Raw genomic sequence first — 18,899 nt, forward strand, 5'->3', positions numbered from 1 at the left:
TTGTGGTCCGAGTGGAGAGACTCGAACTCCCGACATCCTGCTCCCAAAGAGGTTCTCGGTATTTTTTATAGTTGTTTATAGTAGTTTATGGAACTATCCACTCCAAAGCAATTACTTTTTAGCGCTCTTATTTCCACTGTTTCCGAGTGCTCCGGCGCTGTCTGTGGTCAAACATGTGGTCAAAGAGCCCTTCTTGACCAGGTGCGTCATCCGCTGCCGCCGCCTGTCCAGAAGGGCTCTTTTTTCATGCTCGGGGTTTGCGGTATTGTACCTTTGGCAAAGCCTGAAAGCAAGTCATTTCTGCCCCTCAGGCGTATCAGTTTTTAGCACGCCTAATCAAAGAAATATTCTCGCGCCAAGGCGTTGACAGGCCGGAATTAGTTTCTTGTCAGATGAATAGAATTTGACAAGAATGACAAGAATGACTATAATGATAACTAAGAAAAGGAGGCGCTGTGTATGGCATTTGTTGAGAGTGAAGTTGTTGAACTGAAAGCAGAGGTCGTGGGAGATATCTGCAAAGAAATCATTGCCTTTGCCAACACAAAAGGCGGTACGCTGTATATTGGCGTCAGCAACGATGGAAGCGTTGTGGGAGTCAAAAATGCAGACCAAGTCATGTTGCAGCTGAACAATATGATTCGAGATTCCATTAAACCTGATGTGACAATGTTTGTGGGCTATGAAACGCAGCATGTCACGGACAAGGATATCATCGCTGTGACCATTCAAAAAGGAACCGACCGGCCCTATTATCTGGGCAGTAAGGGGTTGAAACCCAGTGGGGTCTATGTCAGAAACGGCACATCTTCTGACCCGGCTACAGATACTGCAATCCGAAGAATGATTAAGGAAACCGATGGTGACAGCTTCGAATCCATGCGTTCACTGGAACAGAACCTCAGCTTTGAAGCGGCAGAGAAGCAATTCGAGAAGCAGAATATCCCATTTGATGCTGCAAAAATGCAGACCCTTGGGATGATCTCCGCGGATGGTATCTACTCCAATGTGGCGCTGCTCCTGTCCGACCAGTGTCCCAGCACCATCAAGGCGGCGACCTTCTCGGGGGAAGATAAGGGAAGCTTTCAGGACAGAAGAGAATTTGACGGTTCGCTGTTTCAGCAGATGGAGGAGCTATACAGCTATCTGGATATGCGTAACCAGACAAAGGCAACTTTTGATGGGCTATACCGAATCGACACACGGGATTATCCGGAAGATGCACTGCGGGAAGCGCTGTTGAACTCACTGGTCCACAGAGACTATTCCTTCCGTGCAAGCACCCTTGTCAGTGTGTATGCTGACAGAATCGAATTTGTTTCTGTGGGTGGACTGCCCTCCGGCATTGGACTGGACGACATTATGCTGGGACTTTCGGTTTGCCGAAACCCCAAGCTGGCAGCCATATTTTATCGTCTGCAGCTGATTGAGGCATACGGCACCGGTATGCCTAAAATCATGAACGCCTACACGGAGACGGAATTGAAGCCCAAAATCGAGGTATCGAGCAACGCATTCAAAATAACGCTACCAAACAGGAACACCGGCGCAAATCATACAGAGACACTGGTTGGTACACTCAAAAGCGAAGAGAAACGGATTCTGGATTTCATTGGTTCCCATGGTCATATCGTGCGCAGTGATGTAGACCGGCTGCTGGATGTGAGCCAGGCCACAGCCAACCGGATTCTAAAACGCATGGTTGCCGAGGGCCTGATTTATCAGGATGGAAACGGCAGGAAAACAAAGTATAGACGGAAGTAACTGCTGGTGCGGAGGGGGTGCTGTGTATGAATCGAAAAGCGATCATCAATGGCCGGGAATATACGCTTCTTGAAATCGTCCCGTCTCTGGATGGGGGGCAGGCGCTGCTTCTCTGTGAAGATGAAAACGGCAAAAGGGCGGTATGCTCCGAGCCGCTGTGGCGCAGCTGTGCTCTAACGGATGTACAGTCTGCTCCGGTTCACGCACACAGCTCCTCACAGGAGAAAATCGAGTATTTCCTCTCTGTTTTCAAAGGGCGGGAAGATGTATATGCACGCCGGTATCACAGCACCACCACCGGGAAAACCGGTTACACCCCAGTCTGTAAAAATGAATGGGTACATGGCCTGTGCGACAAAAAGAAATACAGGTGCGCAGAGTGCCCCAACCGTGAGTTTCGGCCGCTCACGGCCGATGTGGTCAAAGCACATTTGATTGGCCGTGATTCTTTGTGCAGAGATGTGGCGGCAATCTATCCGATGCTGGAGGACAACAAGACTTGGCTGCTGGCTGCGGATTTTGATGAAGAAAACTGGAAGCTTGATGTGACTTCATTTTGTAAATCCTGCAAAGATGCGGGACTTGTACCGGCAGTGGAACGCTCCCGCTCCGGAAACGGAGCCCATGTCTGGTTTTTCTTTTCGGAGCCTGTTTCCGCCGCCGATGCCAGGCGCTTGGGGACCGGTTTGCTGACCCGAACCATGTCGTGCCGGCATGAGCTATCCTTTTCGTCCTATGACCGGTTGTTCCCGTCTCAGGATCTTGTGCCGAAGGGCGGTTTCGGGAATTTGATTGCCCTGCCATTTCAAGGACAGGCACAGAAAGACGGAAATTCTCTGTTTGTGGATGACCGCTTTGAGCCTTATCCCGATCAATGGGCGTTTCTCTCCTCTCTGCCAAGAATCACACCGGAACAGTTGGAAGAAGCCTTAAGGAAACTATGTCATCATGGCGACGTGGGAGAATTGGCAGATGCCGAGGAGAAGCAAGTGCCCTGGAAACGCAAGCGAACCCAGACAAAACTGACACGTAGAGATTTTTCGTTGCAGGTAAGCCTGTATATTTCCAATCTGATCTACATTGAGAAAAAAGACTTCTCTCAAGCGGCATTGAATACGCTCAAACGGCTTGCGGCGTTTCCAAATCCGGAATTTCGCTCCAAGCAAGCCATGCGCATTTCCGTATATGGCATTCCCCGTGTGCTGGATTGCGGATATGAGGATGAGAATTACATTGGCATTCCCCGTGGCTGTATAGAGGCGCTTCTGGGGTTATTCGATCAATATGAAGTCCCTGCCATCCTGGAGGATCACAGATCACTGGGACATTCCATTGATGTGGAATTCAACGGAATGCTACGTCCAGAGCAGAAACCCGCTGCCCAGGCGCTGCTTGCCGCAGACATGGGTGTTCTGTCCGCAACGACTGCATTTGGGAAAACTGTGATCGGTGCATATCTGATTGCACAGCGTAAAGTCAATACCCTGGTATTGGTACAGTCCAGCGCATTGCTGGAACAGTGGAAATCCTCGCTGGAACAATTTCTGAATATTCATGAGGTTCTGCCGGAACTTCCTAAAAAGCGTGGCAGGAAGAAAAAGCGGCATCTCATTGGCCAAATCGGCAGTGGAAAGAATACCCGCAGCGGGATTGTCGATATTGCCACCATGCAGTCCCTGCTTAAGGGAGAAGAAAAGACGGTAAAGTCTTTTGTGGCAGAGTACGGAATGGTCATTGTAGATGAGTGCCATCATGTGGCCGCATTCACCTTTGAAACCGTGCTGAAAGCCGTGGAAGCCAAATATGTTTACGGTTTGTCTGCCACACCTGTCCGCAAGGACGGCCATCATCCCATCATCTTTATGCAGTGCGGTCCTGTCCGGTATTTGGTGGACGCAAAAAGCCAGGCGGAGAAGCGAAGCTTCTCTCATATCGTAATCCCCAGATTTACTCGCATGAGGTTGCCGGATGCCAACAGGATTCAGGATATGTACGCCGGTGTGATTGAAAATCACAACCGGAACGGACTGTTGGTGTCAGACACTTTGAAGCTGGTTCAGGAGGGGCGCACACCGATTCTTCTGACGGAGCGGAAGGAACACGCTGTATTGCTTGCCAATCAGCTGTCGGATCAGGTGAAACACGTTTTCTTGCTCATTGGCAGTGACAAGCAAAAGGATAAGCGTGAAAAGCTGACCGCATTGCAGAATATGCCTGACGATGAGGATGTGGTGGTCGTTGCCACCGGAAAGTACATTGGAGAGGGCTTTGACGCCCCACGGCTGGACACCTTGCTTCTGGTGATGCCCATATCGTGGAAGGGCACATTGGCACAGTATGCCGGTCGTCTCCATAGAAATTATGAAGGAAAGCAGGAAGTTCGCATCTACGATTATGTGGATATCAATGTTCCTACATTGGAGCGGATGTATCATAAACGCCTGAAGGGTTATGCGGAACTGGGATATCAGGTCAAATTCGGTGCAGCGGATCAGTCTATCAGTGTGATTTATGATGGCCACTCATCTATGCTTCCCTTTGAGCAGGACTTGGACGATGCTGTCCGCAGCGTGGTTATTGTTAGTCCCTATCTGCAAAAAGGCAGAATCGTGAAACTTCTTCCCCCTTTGCAGAAGGCGGTCGCTTCCGGTGTCGAAATTGCGATCCATACCAGAACGGCAGAGAGCGGGAAACTCGCGAATCAAGAAAGTGTATGTGAAGCGATTGAGATGATGAGGCAGACAGGTATCGTGGTCCATACGCACAAAGAACTAAATCAGCGGTATGCCGTTGTCGATGAAAGTGTTGTGTAGTATGGCGGCGTGGATTTTCTTGCTTTTGGCAGAAAAGATACGGATGTACTTCGGTTCAAAAACCCGGATATTGCAGGTGAGTTCCTGTCTCTGTCCGGTCATGCAGAAAGCGAACAGCTTGTCATGGAAGATGTGTCTATGTAGAGGCAGCCAGTGGCGAGCCAGTGTGTACGCTTGCAGTCGAGAGATGAGATTGGGGCCGGTGCTTTGAAAACGATCTGCCCAACACATAACCAAGACATCGAAAATTCGTGCAGCAGGCGTATCAATTTTTAACACGCTATAGACAAAGAATAGGCACTATAAAATCTTCGATGTAAAGTGCATGATTGCGGCACAGAACAGAAAATAAGTTTATAATATCAATAAGGGAGAAAAATTCGACTGCGAATTTTTGACCACAACTTTTATGTTCCAAAAACAACGGACTATGCAAAAATAGTGCCAGTTTCTAAGCGCTTATGTTCGGAATAATCAAATTTTATGGAATCGCATGTGGTCAAAGAGCCCTTCTTGACCAGGTGCGGCATCCGCTGCCGCCGCCTGTCCAGAAGGGCTCTTCTTGCTGTTCGGGGTTTGGGGTATTGTACCTCTGGCGAAGCCTGAATGCAAGTCATTTCTGGACCTCAGGCGTATCAGGTTTTAGCACGCCTAATCAAAGATAAGAAACCTCACAAAACGCAGGAAAGCCCGGCCCGTGAATTGACACAGGACGGGCTGTTCCATTTAGTCAAATCCTTCGAAATAGGGATTTTGAGTCAAAAGAGAATAGAGATGCTTTTTCAGCTCTGCCTCCCCAAACCAGTCGCACGCATCCAATAAATCTTCCTGAGCATCCCCTACATAGGCACTCTGAAATATTTGCCGTGCCAGACGGTCATCCTGCTTGAGTTGCTTCAAAAGGGAAGCTTGGACAAACTGATTTCCACACAGATCGCACATATCCCATCCCAATAGTTGCTCGGCCACCTCTGGTTCCTGGAGGTGACTTTCTGCCGTGTCCAACAGCAACTTCATCATCTGAACTGCGGTCTGGGGGTCACTGTCACCGGTTTCATATAGTAGTTCCTGGGTGTCCATATCCTCCAGCTCTTCTACCGTCCAGCGCCGGACAGCATCGGGAAAGTCGGCAATCAGCAGTTCCCGGCAGGCCCACTCGTTTTCGGAAAAATCCCAGCGGCGGACCATATCCACCAGTTCTGTGCGGGTAAAATGGCGTGGCGGAGGCGTAGTGTCCTCCACAGAGACGGTGAAACTCAAAGTAATTTGTGGTCTGCTTTCTTCAGAAACCAGCTTGGCTCGTTCGGATGGGAGCAGAGAAGAAGTACTCCCAAAATCCCCGCACCAGCCACACTCCCAGCGGTTTCCCCGCACCATGATAGGACTGCCGCAGTGTGGACATCGGATTGTTGCCATACACAAGCCCCCTTTCTCACACTGTCATTGTATCGGTTATGACCTTACATATCAAGGGTGTTGCCAATGAGAATAGTCCTGATTATGGGACAATCATTTTCTTATTCTGATATATGAAACGATTTTGCAATGATAGGAGAAGAGACATTGACAAAGCTAGAGTGTTTTGTTGATATTTGCCAATATGTCCTTGTCGAATTTTGAAATTCCAGTTATACTAAATATAATATACATCCGTAAAAGGAATATAGGAAGAGTGAACCATATGCTGTATCCCGGCCTTTATGAACAAGTCATCAACAACGCCTTGAACCGCGAGCTCTCAGATATTCCTGAGACCCGCAAATCGGTTGCACCCATTGACAAGGCGGAGGCCTCCAAGGTGCTGGCACAGTATCTGGCGGACGTGGTGCAAAAGGGTTTGGAGAATGTGGTAGACAATGGCGGTGACACCACCACGCAGATCGACCTTACCAACAAGATTGTAGACCTTATCCAGAACACGACTCAAGAAGCTGACTTTGCCTTGCTAGGCGTTGATCAGCGGGCAGAGCAGCTCCTTGCGCTTTTGCGGGAGCAGGATCCACGGCTGGCGGTGGGCAAGACGGCTGCTGACCTGAGCCGGCCAGAGACCTCCATCGCCCAGAGCAGCCTGTTTACCGGGACAATCCATGAACCCCAGATGTACTCGGAACTGAAAAAGGAGATCGTTTCCGCCGACCGTATCGATATGTTGGTGTCCTTTATCAAGTGGAGCGGCCTGCGGCTCCTGATAGATGAGCTGCAAGAGTTTACCCAGAACGGTGGCGAGCTGCGGATCATCACCACCTCCTACATGGGAGCTACCGATGTAAAGGCCATTGAGGAACTGCGCAAGCTCTCCCACACCAGAATCAAGGTCAGCTACGACACCAAGCGCACCCGCCTCCACGCCAAGACCTATGTGTTTTACCGGGATACCGGCTTTACTACTGCCTATGTGGGCTCCTCCAACCTATCTAACGCCGCCATCTCCAGCGGATTGGAGTGGAATGTGAAGGTTACCCGCCGGGATCTGCCGGAGACCATCGACAAGATCGCCGCCACCTTTGAGAGCTACTGGAACTCCAGCGAGTTTGAGTACTACTCTGAGGATCAGAAGGAGCGGCTGGTCCGGGCACTGAAAGCGGAAAAATACTTCGACGCCAACAACGACGAAATGTACACCATGGATATTGCGCCCTACTCCTACCAGCAGGAGATTCTGGACAAGCTGGAGGCCGAGCGCACTGTCCGAGGCTATACCCGCAATCTGGTGGTGGCCGCCACCGGTACCGGAAAAACAGTGATTTCCGCCTTGGACTACAAGCGATTCCGCAAGCAAAATCCAGGGAAACCATGCCGCCTTCTCTTTGTGGCCCACCGGGAAGAAATTTTGCGGCAGAGCCTGTACACCTTCCGGGCAGTTTTGAAGGATGCGAATTTCGGGGAGCTGTTCGTGGGCAACTACAAACCCGAAAGTATTGACCATCTGTTTTTGTCCATTCAGACCTTTAACTCTCAGGATTTTTCCGCCAAGGGTGCTCCGAATTTTTACGACTATATTGTTGTGGACGAGTTCCACCATGCGGCAGCGCCTAGCTATCAGAAGCTGCTGACCTACTATCAGCCTCAGATCCTGCTGGGCCTAACCGCCACCCCGGAGCGTATGGACGGCAAAAGTGTATTGCCCTACTTCAACCACCGCATTGCCGCTGAAATCCGGCTGCCGGAAGCCATCGACCGGAAGCTGCTGTGTCCGTTCCAGTATTTCGGTGTCACCGATACCGTGGACTTGAGCACCCTAAAGTGGAATGCGGGTGGATACGACAAGGGAGAGTTGTCAAATCTCTACACCCTCAGTGGCGCCGTGGCCAATCGCCGCGCCGATCTGGTGGTGTCCTCGCTTCTCAAGTATGTGACCGATATTGACGAAGTCAAGGGCCTGGGCTTCTGTGTCTCCATTGAGCATGCGGAGTTTATGTGCCGGTATTTCAACAACCACGGCATTCCGGCCATCTTCCTGACCGGAAAATCCTCTGATGAGGATAGAAAAACTGCCAAAGGACGGCTGGTCAGCGGCGAGGTGCGCTTCATCTTCGTGGTGGACATCTACAATGAGGGCGTGGATATTCCGGAGGTCAATACCGTGCTGTTCCTGCGTCCCACCGAGTCTTTGACCATTTTCCTTCAGCAGCTGGGCCGTGGCCTGCGGCTTGCAGAGGACAAGGAATGTCTAACCGTGCTGGACTTTATCGGCCAGGCCAACAAGCGGTATAACTTCGAGGACAAGTTTGTGGCCCTGCTGTCCAATACCACCCGTAGCGTGACCCGAGAGATCAAGGATGGATTTGTCTCCGCACCCAAAGGTTGCTACATACAGCTGGAGAAGAAGGCAGCTAAGTACATTTTGAATAATATCCGTGCCTCCTATGGCAATACCGCCGGACTGGTATCCCGGGTGGCCAGCTTTGCGGAGGACAGTGGTCTGGAACTGACGCTTGCAAATTTCCTGGACTATTACCACCTGGATCCCAGGGCAATTTACAAGTTTTCTTCCTTCTCCCGTATCTGCGCCCGGGCGGATGCAATTGCGGACTTTAACGAACCGCTGGAGGATATACTCACAAAAGCGCTCGGACGATTGGCCGTTGTGGACTCCCGGCGCTGGATCCGCTTTTTGCTGGACCTGCTGCCCCGTCTGGACGATGTGGACTTTCCGGCGCTAAGCGATCTGGATCAGCGGATGCTCCAGATGTTCTACGTAACTGTTTGGGGCAAGGCAGCAGATAGTTGGGAATCCGATGAGGTGCTGGACAACCTGTATGCCCTTTCGGATGGTCCCGTGCTCCTGGGTGAGCTTTTGGATCTGCTCCGCCATCGGTATGAGCACATTGATTTTATTGACGAGCCGGTAGACCTGGGCTTTGGCTGCCCGTTGGATCTCCACTGCACCTATACCAGAGATCAATTGCTGGTGGCGATGGATTTTATGAAACCGGCCACGGTGCGCGAGGGTGTAAAATGGCTGCCGGAGAAGCAGCTGGACGTGTTCTTTGTGACGCTGAACAAGGCGGACAAGGACTACTCGCCCACCACCATGTATCACGACTACTCCATCAACGAAAACCTGTTCCACTGGCAGAGCCAGAGCACCACAGCGGCGGACTCTCCCACCGGTCAGCGGTACATCCACCACCGGGAACGTGGGAGCAAGGTGTTGCTGTTTGTCCGGGAGTTCAAGGCGGACCGGATCGCGGGTGGTGCAGCAGCCTACACCTTCCTGGGTACAGCTAACTATGAGACGCATGACGGGAGCAGGCCCATGAATATCACCTGGAGGCTGGATCGACCGATTCCGGCGAAGTTTTTGAAGAAGACAAATAAATTGGTGGTGGGGTGAAAATTATGATAAACAGCAAATTTTGGCCGCTTGCAAATTATTTAAGGACATGTAATGTATCTCGGATAGTTTTAACTTTTGAAGATATAGAGTCAATATTGGGTATCTCGCTATGCAAATCAGCAAGAGTATATGATGCGTATTGGCACCTATCACCAACACATATGCTTCCGAACGTTTGCCTAGAAGCTGGCTATAAAATTACAGACGTTGATCTAAAAAATGAGAAAGTGTGTTTTGTTAAACTATGACTGAAGTAGTAGCAGCCCTAATTTGGGATAAGGACAAGTTCTTGATCTGTCAGCGCCCGGCCAACAAGGCAAGAGGACTCCTGTGGGAGTTTGTAGGTGGAAAGGTGGAGCCAGGGGAGACCAAAGAACAGGCACTCATTCGTGAATGCCAGGAGGAGTTGGTTATCACTCTGGATGTGGGTGAAGTGTATATGGACGTGGTTCACGAATACCCCGATTTGACGGTCCACCTAACTCTGTTCTATGCCACCATCCAGAAGGGAGCGCCACAGAAGATGGAGCATAACGACATCCGGTGGATCACAGTGGACGAGATTGACCAGTACGAGTTCTGTCCGGCGGATGTGGAGATTCTGGAGAGACTGAAAACAGCCAGGTGATGCAAGTCCAGTGGCCACAAGGAGAAAGGACCAGCACAATATGAACATCATCTGCTTCGGCGATTCCAATACCTACGGCTACGACCCTCGAGGATATTTTGGCGGGCGCTATGAGGCGGACAGCCGGTGGGTGGACATTCTGGCTGCGGAAACCGGCTGGACTGTCTGCAATATGGGGCAAAACGGGCGGGAGATTCCTTCTTCTGCTCCACAATTTCCTACTGACATTGATCTGCTGATTGTCATGCTTGGCACCAATGATCTACTCCAGGGGAACAGCCCGGAGCAGGCCGCCAAGAAGCTGGAGAGGTTTCTCTCCGGCATCCGTCTGGAGCAAAGCAAGATACTCCTCATTGCACCACCGCCAATGACCTTGGGTGAGTGGGTGCCCAGCCAGCAACTTATTGAGGATTCCCATACCTTTGCCCGGCTCTGTCAAGCCCTGGCGGAGCAGCTTGGCATCCGCTTTGCCGATGCCGGAAGGTGGGACTTCTCCTTGGCCTACGACGGCGTACACTTCACGGAGCAGGGGCACAAAGCCTTTGCCGCCGGACTTCTGGAGGAACTCAAATGAAACGAATCATCCCTTTTCTGCTGTCCATTCTGCTGCTGACCGGATGCAGTGGAGGTACCTCTGACGGCTCCTATGAGCAGATCACCCAGGAAGCGGCCAAAGAGATGATGGACACCCAGGAAGTGATTGTCCTGGACGTGCGGGAACAGAGTGAGTACGACAGTGGCCACATCCCTGGAGCGGTCCTGCTGCCGGTGGGTAGCATAGATGAGGAAACTGCCGCTGCCGTGATTCCTGAAAAGGATTCTACGGTGCTGGTCTACTGCCGCAGTGGAAACCGCAGCAAGACCGCATCCTCCACTTTGGCCGGACTGGGTTACACCAATATCTATGAGTTTGGCGGCATCAACACCTGGCCCTATGAGATAGAGCCGTGAGAATTCTGCAAAAGGGGAGAAGTTTGTTAAATGACAGGGGTGAGCGGCGTAAAATGTCCGCTCACCCCTGGTTTTGTTGTGCTCGGTCTGCCGGTTCCGTCAAGGTAATGGCATACACGGTGTTGATCTGCAACGGATAACTCTCTGCAATACTGCCATCAAAGTAGACCGTCACCACATCGCCCACAGAAATTGGACTGTACAGGCCGTCTTTGTTTTCTACGTCCAGAGATACGGAGCAATCAGCTCCGGTTGGGTAACCCTCCGTTTCAACGTAGATGAGAATATAAGTGTCGTGAACCTCCTGGACGACACCGGTGATGCTGGGCTCATTGGCAATGATGTAATTCATGCTGCGTGGGACACAGCTTACCAATGCCAACAGAATTATCACAAGGGAGGGAAGAACTGCTGTAATTCGTTTCATATCCAACACCTCCACACTTGATTTAATGATAACTTGTCTCCCTTTATGTACGAAGCAGGTTACAATACAATTTCGTATTTATAATCTTTCATAATTTTATCTGTTCCCTTTTTCTTGTATGAGCTCTCGCTGACAATTTTTCCGCCGCATTTCTGGGCAACACGATTGGAAGCGGTATTTTCCTGATTCACATAAATGGTTACTTTCTCAGCTCCTTGACTACGAGCATAATCTATCATTCCCTGAGCAATTTCAGTTGCATAGCCTTGACACCAAAAATTCTTATGTACGCAATAAGCAATGTCGTATACTTTCTTGTCATCACTTATTATGAAACTACATGTCCCTACCCGTTCTAAGGAATCCTTAAAAACAGGAATCAAGTAACAGCATTCTTCATCCTCGCCTAAGCCTTCTAACATTTTCAAATATTCAGCATCTATTTCTTCTTTTGCCTCATCTGGCAAATACTGTCCCATCTCTGGATTATTCCAGATACTATGTGCCCACAAAGCATCTTCTTTCGTGAATCCTCTTAGTAAAAGTCTTGAAGTCTTAATATCATTTATTTTCATAATGTCCTCCGTCAAGTTCAGCTTTTCATCGTTGCATCTTTCATCAAGGTATTCGCTTCACCAGCTGCGGTATCTTCGTCTGGGGTGCGCTTGCAGTCATGGAGAGCATGAGCGAAAGCGGTCATAGCCGTTTCTTGCGCCCTTGATTTGATGATATTGTAACACACCAATTCCAAGCTGTCATGCAAAGGACTATGACCCTAACGGCCAAGCATTTGTGCGGCCCTCTGTTCGTGGCATCATTATCCACGATGGGAAAGTGGCCATGGTGCATAGTCTGAAATATGATTATTATAAATTCCCTGGTGGTGGCATAGAAGACGGTGAGAGTTTGGAAGAGGCTCTCCTGCGGGAAGTTGCAGAGGAATCCGGCCTGCAAGTGATCCTTCCATCCATTCAGGAATACGGTCTTGTCCATCGGATACAGAAAGGACAGAAAGAGGCCAAGTTCATTCAGGACAATTATTATTTTCTGTGCGATGTAGAAGAAAAAGTTGGATCACAGCAATTAGATGGCTATGAAGCGGAAGAGCACTTCACACTGGAGTATGTCGATCCCACCCACGCTATCCGTATCAATCGTGAAGCAGATCATGGCCCTAAAGACAAAATCATGCTTGAAAGAGAAGCCAGAGTTTTGGAAATGATGATACAGGAAGGAATCATATGATTTTTCTTGAAACTGACCGCCTGCCTCCTGCGTAATGGTGCGGCGCAGGACGCAGGTATTATATACGACTATCGTGACAACGAGATCTGCGCCCGGTATCAGAGGGGCAGACAAAGGATTGTGACAGTATCGCTGCCTTAGTGGAACGCCGTAAGGATGATGTGGTGTCCGTGGATGTCTTCTTCATGGTTGCAGTTGCATGAAAAGAAACCGATGAAATGGTGGGCGAAATTGTGGTCATGCCCGAAGATGGCACAATCAGCTTGGGCTACACTTTGATCGTAGTAGTCATAAATAGCCGACAAATCGCCATGATAAAAAAGCAGAAGAAGGGACGGCAATCATCTGTGGTCAGAATAAACGGAGGGGCGGAGGTTACACCTCCGCCCCCCATCTGTGCCTGGGATAAATTCCGGTTCTTAGTTCAGCTTGGCGCCGTCCTTGAAGGCGTTGCCTACCTTTTCGCCCAGAACACGGTAGGTGAAGTGAATGGGGTCAAAGATAATGGGGCGCAGCTTCTCCGGGTCGATGGATCCCTCCCCGTCCAGCACAGACTCATCGGCGCTTACGTTGACGATCTTGCCTACCAGACGGCAGCTCTCCGGGTCATAGCTCACCAGTTGGCACTCCACCGCCATGGGCAGCTCGTCGATGAGGGGCGCATCCACAAATTCCGACTTGGTGGTGTGCCAGCCGGCCTTTGCCACCTTGTCCACCACATCGTTGCCGGAGGCAAGCCCCACATAGTCGCAGGCCACCGCCTGGTCCGCCGTGCCCATGCTCACGGTAAAGGCCTTGCGGGCCAAAATGTTGGCGGTGGTTTTATGGCCTTCACTGATGCACATGCTCAGCTCCTTGTCCTCGCTGATGCCGCCCCAGGCCGCGTTCATAGCGTCGGGGGTGCCGTCTTCGTTGTAGGTGGCCAGGATAAAGACCGGCTGGGGATAGGTCCAGGTCTTGGCTCCAAAATTCTTGCGCATATCAATCACTCCTTGTTTTTCCCATTATACCACAAGTTCCGAATTTGAAATATGGGGTTCGGTTGCCCATAATGAGGAGCTATGCTATGATAAGGAATACTTACCTTGGCCAACCGAACCGGACTTGATGAACAGAATGGAGAACCATATGAAAGAAGTAGATCCCAAAAACACCTCCAGGGCACTGGCCTTTGAACTGTGGATGAAGGCACCCATGCCCATGGTGACCCTGATGAAGACCCTGGATGTGACGCCCCTGGTGCGTCTGAGCCGGAAGAGAGGTTACAAATTCAACATGCTCCTGTGCTGGTGCATCGGAAAGGCGGCAGCGGAGATGGAGGACTTCTACCTGCTTCCGGTGGGGGACAAACTGATGCAGTATGACCGCCTGGCCGTCAATACGGTGGTGGCCACCCGAGACGGCGGCATCGCCACCTGCGACATTCCTGTTTCCACCGATTTGGAGCGGCTCAATCAAGATTATCTGAAGCTCACCGGACAGGTGCAAGAGGGTGGAGAGAGCTATGAGCTGGGTGAGGACTATATGGTCATCGGCACCTCCGCTCTGGCGGGGTATGAGATCGACGGTGCGGTGAATATTTACGCTGGATGCTACAACAACCCTTTTCTCATCTGGGGCAAGTATCGCAAGAAGTGGCTGCGGGCCACCTTGCCGGTGTCCTTCCAGTTTCACCACACCCAGCTGGACGGGATCCCGGCGGCAGAATTTCTGGAGCGGCTGCAGCGGCAAATCAAAGAAATTTAGCATTTTCCCTTGACTTTGACGCTCCGTCAACTGGTACCCTATTCCCAAGGAGGGCTATCTATGGAGTATTCCATTCAGGAGCTGTCGCGCCTGTCCGGGGTGACCACCCGCACCCTGCGCTGGTACGACCAGATCGGGCTGCTGAAGCCCAGCCGGGTGGCGGAGAGTGGCTACCGCTATTACGGTGGGGCGGAGGTGGACCGGTTGCAGGACATTCTCTATTACCGGGCCCTCGGGGTGGAGCTGGCCCGGATCAAGGAATGTCTGGACGATCCCTCCTTTGACCGTCTGGCTGCCCTGCGAAACCACCTGGCCGCTTTGGAGGCGGAGCGGGAGCGGCTGGAACAGCTCATCCGGTCGGTGAAAGACACCATCGGAGCGGAAGAAAGGAACGAGAGCATGAGCGACGAGCAGAAATTTGAGGCGTTCAAGCAGCGGGCTGTAGCCCATAATGAGGAAGTTTACGGAGCAGAGATCCGCGCCAAGTACGGCGACCAAGAGGTGGACGAGGCCAACGCCGCGGTGATGAACCTGACCCAGGCGCAGTACCAGGAGTGGACGGATCTGGGTCGGGAGATCCAGGAGCGGCTGGAGGCTGCCGTCCAGGCCGAGCTGTCCCCGGAGGGTGAGGAGGGCAAGGAAATTACCGCCCTCCACCGCCAGTGGTTCACCATCACCGGGAACCGGTACGACCCGGCCAAACACCGGGGGATCGCGGAGCTCTATGTGATGGATGAGCGGTTTACCGCCTACTACGACAAACAGGTGCTCGGCTGCGCCCGCTTTTTGCGGGACGCCGTTGTCCACTGGGTAAAATAAGAATGAAGCAGGCCCCCGGTTTTTTTCACCGGGGGCCTGCTCCTATTTCCTGTTCGGTTTTCGTTTAATGGCCAGCAACCGAATGAAATCCTCAAACAATGAAGTGTCCACTGGCTCAAACATCAGCCATTTTCCATCGTGGTAAGTTGGCGTTTCATCATAAATGTTTTGAACTTCCGGAACGTAATGCTCTTTGTCGTTCTCGAATTTCAAGCGCTCATCCTTGCCCAAGATGACCATAAACCCGATGCAGTTTTCTCTGGCATAGAGCGCGCACAGGGTTTTGCCGCCCCGGCGGTATTTGTACTCATAGGTCCATGCCTTTCCACCGCTGCCCCACAGGCGCTCCATGTCATATTTCTCGTCAATCAGAGCGCATAGTTGTGTCCAAATCTCATATAAGGGTTTCCCCACTAAAGTTGTCATCTGCTCCGTGCTTGGCGCGATCTCAGGCATGACAGCCGCCTCCTCGATTTACTTCTTTTCCACCGGGATCCAGACCTCGCAGTAGTAGTCCTGATCCTGGATTCCATCCTCAAACTTGCTGGCGTCGCTGTATAGCTCCACATTGATACCCGCGGCGATCTTGTAGTCAGGGTTCGTGGGCAGCCACTGGGAAAAGATCTTCTGGTTTAGTCCCTGGAGCGCCTGAGGCATCTGACCAGTGCAGGGGAATACCGCCCAAGTATGAGCTGGAATGGTGCGGGTGGTGAAGCCGTCCGGGATCTCCTTGGCGGGATCGTAGTTGTCGGCGATGAGATATTCAAATTCAGTTCCGCCCATACTCTCATCCAAGTTGATGCCGTACATGCCGCACACTGCCTTGCCGCCTCCTGTACCGAAGTGCTCCGCCCAGAACTGGGGAACCTGGACCACGGCATCCTCATACTTGAAGGTCTTTGCCCGGCAGAGCACTGTAAACGACTCTTTTTTCATAATCTTACAATCCATGTTTTGACCACCTTCCAATGTCACTTTGATCCGAAGCGGAGCAAAGGAACGGACCGCGACTCCGCTTTTTCGCAGTGCGGCAGGTGTGAGGCCATGGAATCGGGCAAAGGCTTTGGTGAAGCTGTCCGGCGAGTCATAGCCGAACTCCAGCGCGATGTCGATGATTTTCCGGTCCGTCGTGAGGATCTCCAGCCCGGCGGCGGAGAGCCTGCGCTGGCGGATGTAGTCGCCCACCGTCATGCCGCACAACATAGCAAATCCCTTCTGAAAGTAGAAGGGGGACAAGGCCGCCTGATGTGCGATCTCCCGGATGGTCAGATCCTCCCGGAGATGTTCCTCGATATACTGGATCGCCTGATGAATGCTTGTTACCCAATCCATTGGTCACACCGTCCTTCTGGATTCAGCATATCGGAAAGGAACGGACTTTGCCCGATTTTCCGTGCTCATATTTGTCCGGCGGCGTTGTCACAGCACAGCTCTTAGGACCGATCTTCCGGAAAAACCTTATGCTTTTTTCCTCGTCAAGAAAACGCCGACCAGTGCCACAATCAGGGCCAAGGGCGCCAGACGGACAAAGCCCCATTCAAAGACGTGGATGGCCACGCCCATGACGGCAGTTTCCGGGGCACTGTAATCCCAGCCCAGGTAAGGGCTGTTCACCACGGCCAGAACTGCGGCGACGGTCAGGATGCCCACGCACACCGCGATGAACAGCCAGTGGACGGCCGAGCGCCGCATGGCCTTTCTCCGGGCAAACTGCAAATTGATGATCTCCAGCTTTTCCGAGAGGGCTTTGACGGTATCTGCCTCCGACTCCACCACATTCCCTCCAAGCAGCGTGCTCACGGGTGTCTCCAGGGCCTCCGACAGGGCAATGAGCAGATCGGAGTCCGGGACGGACAGCCCCTGCTCCCATTTTGAGATGGTCTGCCGCACTACATTCACCTTGACCGCCAGCTCCTGCTGGGAAAGACCCTTAGATTTCCGGATGGCTTTGATGTTTTCATTGAGCATGTGGGCTCACTCCTTTCGCTCCCCATTGTAGGCAAAGCGGCCCGTTGCCGCAAGCAACGCAGAGTAACACGGCTTATTTTTGCAGTTCTCGCCGCAAATCGTCCAGATACAGCTTCTGCTGACGCTTTAGATAGCTGGGGACAAAGGGGCGCATCCACCAGTGCTTGGCGTTGACCGTCTCGGTGCAATGGAGCCGGGTGCCGCCCTCTGCCACCTCAAAGATCCCCTCCCAGGAGCCGGACATATTACCGTTTTCCATGGTGAAGGCCCATCGGCACAGGGGCTGGCAGGCCGTGACGGTAAAGTCTGTGGCGTAACCGCTTTTGGTGTGCTCCACGAAATGGGTTTCGTCCAAGATTTCCACCTGGGCCAAGTCGCTGCGCCAGGCGGTATTTGTGAGGTCGGTCACCGTCTGCCACACCCGCTTCACCGGGCAGGAAAAATTGACCGTTACCTTGGAGGTTGCCATAAAATCACCCCTTCTTTGGCTTCTTGTTCAGTTTCAAGTTGATACCCCGGCGGTCCGCCGCTTGCTGGAGCAAATCCACAGCGGCGAGGGCCCACTCCTTGATTGGTTGGCCTTCCAATTCCGGCCTGCTGTCCATAAGAGCCATTACGGACTGTAAATCTTCCAGGGGCAGGAGATACACCGCCGTGTTGAAAAGCGCCTTGCGGCGGCCGTCGTTGTAATGGGCCAGAAGTTTCTCCCAAATCGCTAGCTTTTCCTCCAACTGGGCCAGGTAGGCTTCCGGCTCAATCTCCCTGGCCTGGGCAATGTCCTGCTGCCGGTTCCGGTGGGGCACAAAGGAGTCCCCGTCGTCGAAACCGTCGTAGCGGGAACAGGGGTACTCCGGACACTCCCAGCAAAACAGAACGCCGCCGTGGTCCAGGGAGCACTTGGCGATGGCACAGTTCTGATTGCCCGACCCACCGCCGCAGCCGGGACAGTAGCCGCCCAAGTGCATGGAGCACAGGCAGCAGTTCAGTCCGCAGAGGGAGAAGCGGGTTTCTTCCCTGGTAAAGCCTTTCATAACCTTACCTCCCTTCAAAACCACAATGCCTGCTCTCCCCGGAACACCGGGGTGTCCCCTTGGGCGTAGGGGTCATAGCGGTTTTCGTTACAGCCGAATTCCTGGAGAAAGCAGATCTGTCCCGCCTCGTTCCAGCGGATGAGGGAGAGACCGTCAAAGCTCTGGATGGTGCCGTCTGTCATGGCGCAGCGGAAAGCCCACTCCACCACGGTCTGGTCTCCCTTGTGGAAGTACTCTCGGATATCCCAGTGTTCCACGGTGCCCCGGGTGTTCCACTCGTCAAACCACAGTTTAATTTTTCTATTGCCGTGGTACTCCGGCCCCCAGCTCTCTATATACACGGCGTCGGGGGCAAAGAGCTCCTCAATGCCCGTGTCCTGCTTGTCCAGCCACATGGAAAACCAGCGGCGGACCTGTGCTTCCCTCTGTTCCTGCATATCCATAGCTGCCTCCAACTCCATTACACGCATTTCACCGGCTGCCGGATGACGGTTTTCAGCTTTTCCGGCTTGCACCGCCGTACATCACTCAAATAGATCTCATGGTGGAACCGACCCTGACTGAAATCCAACGCATAGCCCTGTTCCGTGGCGTACGCCTCCATGGCCGCCACGGTGGCGGGCTCATCGTCATAGGGACCCAGGTGCATGCACTGGACACAAAGCCT

Annotated in this window: 20 protein-coding genes; 9 read left to right on the plus strand and 11 right to left on the minus strand. The window is 52.2% G+C overall.

The features are described 5' to 3' along the window. The first annotated feature begins 459 nt into the window (after positions 1-459). Together E0L15_RS10045 and E0L15_RS10050 are read left to right on the plus strand one after the other, a co-directional pair. The gene (locus tag E0L15_RS10045; protein ID WP_168125486.1) at positions 460-1,764 is read left to right on the plus strand and encodes an RNA-binding domain-containing protein; all 1,305 of its coding nucleotides are present in this window, start codon (positions 460-462) and stop codon (positions 1,762-1,764) included. A gap of 26 nt (positions 1,765-1,790) precedes the next feature. Further along, on the plus strand, positions 1,791-4,577 hold the full coding sequence (locus E0L15_RS10050; RefSeq protein WP_168125487.1) for a DEAD/DEAH box helicase family protein: 2,787 nt from the start codon (positions 1,791-1,793) through the stop codon (positions 4,575-4,577). 726 nt (positions 4,578-5,303) lie between these two features. Here E0L15_RS10050 and E0L15_RS10055 read toward each other — a convergent pair. After that, entirely contained in the window at positions 5,304-5,993 is a 690-nt protein-coding gene (locus E0L15_RS10055) for a hypothetical protein (protein WP_168125488.1), read from the minus strand. A 265-nt stretch (positions 5,994-6,258) separates the two neighbouring features. Between E0L15_RS10055 and E0L15_RS10060 the strand changes: the two genes are divergently transcribed. The 4 genes from E0L15_RS10060 (at position 6,259) to E0L15_RS10075 (ending at position 10,996) form a co-directional block, all read left to right on the plus strand. Beyond that, the gene (locus tag E0L15_RS10060; protein ID WP_168125502.1) at positions 6,259-9,414 is read left to right on the plus strand and encodes a DEAD/DEAH box helicase; all 3,156 of its coding nucleotides are present in this window, start codon (positions 6,259-6,261) and stop codon (positions 9,412-9,414) included. Between the two features lie 247 nt (positions 9,415-9,661). Then, positions 9,662-10,045, plus strand: a complete 384-nt coding sequence (locus tag E0L15_RS10065) for a (deoxy)nucleoside triphosphate pyrophosphohydrolase (RefSeq protein ID WP_168125489.1) — start codon at positions 9,662-9,664, stop codon at positions 10,043-10,045. 40 nt (positions 10,046-10,085) lie between these two features. Then, the gene (locus E0L15_RS10070; protein WP_168125490.1) at positions 10,086-10,619 is read left to right on the plus strand and encodes a GDSL-type esterase/lipase family protein; all 534 of its coding nucleotides are present in this window, start codon (positions 10,086-10,088) and stop codon (positions 10,617-10,619) included. Continuing rightward, positions 10,616-10,996 (plus strand): rhodanese-like domain-containing protein, encoded by a 381-nt coding sequence (locus tag E0L15_RS10075; protein ID WP_168125491.1) that lies wholly within the window; start codon positions 10,616-10,618, stop codon positions 10,994-10,996. The genes E0L15_RS10070 and E0L15_RS10075 overlap by 4 nt, the downstream gene beginning before the upstream one ends. Before the next feature lie 61 nt (positions 10,997-11,057). Here the strand turns inward: E0L15_RS10075 and E0L15_RS10080 are convergent, their stop codons facing one another. After that, positions 11,058-11,423: a hypothetical protein gene (locus E0L15_RS10080; RefSeq protein ID WP_168125492.1), complete on the minus strand. Its 366-nt coding sequence runs from the start codon at positions 11,421-11,423 to the stop codon at positions 11,058-11,060. A 59-nt stretch (positions 11,424-11,482) separates the two neighbouring features. Next, on the minus strand, positions 11,483-11,998 hold the full coding sequence (locus tag E0L15_RS10085) for a GNAT family N-acetyltransferase (RefSeq protein WP_168125493.1): 516 nt from the start codon (positions 11,996-11,998) through the stop codon (positions 11,483-11,485). A gap of 217 nt (positions 11,999-12,215) precedes the next feature. On the opposite strand from E0L15_RS10085, the gene E0L15_RS10090 reads away from it, so the two are divergent. Further along, complete coding sequence (locus tag E0L15_RS10090; protein WP_343224067.1) at positions 12,216-12,668, plus strand: NUDIX domain-containing protein; 453 nt, start codon at positions 12,216-12,218, stop codon at positions 12,666-12,668. A 419-nt stretch (positions 12,669-13,087) separates the two neighbouring features. Here the strand turns inward: E0L15_RS10090 and E0L15_RS10095 are convergent, their stop codons facing one another. Beyond that, entirely contained in the window at positions 13,088-13,648 is a 561-nt protein-coding gene (locus tag E0L15_RS10095) for a flavin reductase family protein (RefSeq protein WP_168125495.1), read from the minus strand. 148 nt (positions 13,649-13,796) lie between these two features. Here E0L15_RS10095 and E0L15_RS10100 point away from each other — a divergent pair, with 148 nt between their 5' ends. Continuing rightward, complete coding sequence (locus E0L15_RS10100; protein WP_168125496.1) at positions 13,797-14,414, plus strand: CatA-like O-acetyltransferase, family 2; 618 nt, start codon at positions 13,797-13,799, stop codon at positions 14,412-14,414. A 60-nt stretch (positions 14,415-14,474) separates the two neighbouring features. Beyond that, a complete protein-coding gene (locus E0L15_RS10105; protein ID WP_168125497.1) occupies positions 14,475-15,233 on the plus strand; it encodes a MerR family transcriptional regulator in 759 nt (252 codons plus the stop codon). Between the two features lie 42 nt (positions 15,234-15,275). On the opposite strand, the gene E0L15_RS10110 is transcribed toward E0L15_RS10105, so the two are convergent. From E0L15_RS10110 to E0L15_RS10140, 7 genes are all read right to left on the minus strand, one after another. Beyond that, the gene (locus tag E0L15_RS10110) at positions 15,276-15,689 is read right to left on the minus strand and encodes a DUF3788 domain-containing protein (protein WP_087233844.1); all 414 of its coding nucleotides are present in this window, start codon (positions 15,687-15,689) and stop codon (positions 15,276-15,278) included. 18 nt (positions 15,690-15,707) lie between these two features. Next, entirely contained in the window at positions 15,708-16,565 is an 858-nt protein-coding gene (locus E0L15_RS10115; RefSeq protein WP_168125498.1) for an AraC family transcriptional regulator, read from the minus strand. 126 nt (positions 16,566-16,691) lie between these two features. After that, positions 16,692-17,201 carry a helix-turn-helix transcriptional regulator gene (locus E0L15_RS10120; RefSeq protein ID WP_168125499.1) on the minus strand — a complete coding sequence of 170 codons (510 nt, stop codon included), beginning with the start codon at positions 17,199-17,201 and terminating at the stop codon, positions 16,692-16,694. A gap of 73 nt (positions 17,202-17,274) precedes the next feature. Further along, entirely contained in the window at positions 17,275-17,670 is a 396-nt protein-coding gene (locus tag E0L15_RS10125) for an SRPBCC family protein (RefSeq protein ID WP_168125500.1), read from the minus strand. Between the two features lie 4 nt (positions 17,671-17,674). Next, complete coding sequence (locus E0L15_RS10130; RefSeq protein WP_168125501.1) at positions 17,675-18,232, minus strand: DUF3795 domain-containing protein; 558 nt, start codon at positions 18,230-18,232, stop codon at positions 17,675-17,677. Positions 18,233-18,246: 14 nt separating this feature from the next. Then, the gene (locus E0L15_RS10135; RefSeq protein ID WP_347565996.1) at positions 18,247-18,675 is read right to left on the minus strand and encodes a nuclear transport factor 2 family protein; all 429 of its coding nucleotides are present in this window, start codon (positions 18,673-18,675) and stop codon (positions 18,247-18,249) included. Between the two features lie 17 nt (positions 18,676-18,692). Then, on the minus strand, positions 18,693-18,899 hold a 207-nt coding region (locus tag E0L15_RS10140), incomplete at its 5' end, for a GyrI-like domain-containing protein (protein ID WP_206020618.1).

Source organism: Pseudoflavonifractor sp. SW1122 (genome assembly GCF_012027765.1).
Classification (GTDB): domain Bacteria; phylum Bacillota; class Clostridia; order Oscillospirales; family Oscillospiraceae; genus Enterenecus; species Enterenecus faecium.

Excerpts from the sequence above, each read along its gene's own strand:
- E0L15_RS10130 (WP_168125501.1), bottom strand. The coding sequence starts at position 18,232 with ATGAAAGGCTTTACCAGGGAAGAAACCCGCTTCTCCCTCTGCGGACTG.
- E0L15_RS10115 (WP_168125498.1), bottom strand. The coding sequence starts at position 16,565 with ATGGATTGGGTAACAAGCATTCATCAGGCGATCCAGTATATCGAGGAA.
- E0L15_RS10070 (WP_168125490.1), top strand. The coding sequence starts at position 10,086 with ATGAACATCATCTGCTTCGGCGATTCCAATACCTACGGCTACGACCCT.
- E0L15_RS10105 (WP_168125497.1), top strand. The coding sequence starts at position 14,475 with ATGGAGTATTCCATTCAGGAGCTGTCGCGCCTGTCCGGGGTGACCACC.
- E0L15_RS10055 (WP_168125488.1), bottom strand. The coding sequence starts at position 5,993 with ATGGCAACAATCCGATGTCCACACTGCGGCAGTCCTATCATGGTGCGG.
- E0L15_RS10060 (WP_168125502.1), top strand. The coding sequence starts at position 6,259 with ATGCTGTATCCCGGCCTTTATGAACAAGTCATCAACAACGCCTTGAAC.
- E0L15_RS10120 (WP_168125499.1), bottom strand. The coding sequence starts at position 17,201 with ATGCTCAATGAAAACATCAAAGCCATCCGGAAATCTAAGGGTCTTTCC.
- E0L15_RS10065 (WP_168125489.1), top strand. The coding sequence starts at position 9,662 with ATGACTGAAGTAGTAGCAGCCCTAATTTGGGATAAGGACAAGTTCTTG.
- E0L15_RS10080 (WP_168125492.1), bottom strand. The coding sequence starts at position 11,423 with ATGAAACGAATTACAGCAGTTCTTCCCTCCCTTGTGATAATTCTGTTG.
- E0L15_RS10050 (WP_168125487.1), top strand. The coding sequence starts at position 1,791 with ATGAATCGAAAAGCGATCATCAATGGCCGGGAATATACGCTTCTTGAA.
- E0L15_RS10095 (WP_168125495.1), bottom strand. The coding sequence starts at position 13,648 with ATGCGCAAGAATTTTGGAGCCAAGACCTGGACCTATCCCCAGCCGGTC.
- E0L15_RS10100 (WP_168125496.1), top strand. The coding sequence starts at position 13,797 with ATGAAAGAAGTAGATCCCAAAAACACCTCCAGGGCACTGGCCTTTGAA.
- E0L15_RS10135 (WP_347565996.1), bottom strand. The coding sequence starts at position 18,675 with ATGGATATGCAGGAACAGAGGGAAGCACAGGTCCGCCGCTGGTTTTCC.
- E0L15_RS10110 (WP_087233844.1), bottom strand. The coding sequence starts at position 15,689 with ATGCCTGAGATCGCGCCAAGCACGGAGCAGATGACAACTTTAGTGGGG.
- E0L15_RS10045 (WP_168125486.1), top strand. The coding sequence starts at position 460 with ATGGCATTTGTTGAGAGTGAAGTTGTTGAACTGAAAGCAGAGGTCGTG.
- E0L15_RS10075 (WP_168125491.1), top strand. The coding sequence starts at position 10,616 with ATGAAACGAATCATCCCTTTTCTGCTGTCCATTCTGCTGCTGACCGGA.
- E0L15_RS10085 (WP_168125493.1), bottom strand. The coding sequence starts at position 11,998 with ATGAAAATAAATGATATTAAGACTTCAAGACTTTTACTAAGAGGATTC.
- E0L15_RS10125 (WP_168125500.1), bottom strand. The coding sequence starts at position 17,670 with ATGGCAACCTCCAAGGTAACGGTCAATTTTTCCTGCCCGGTGAAGCGG.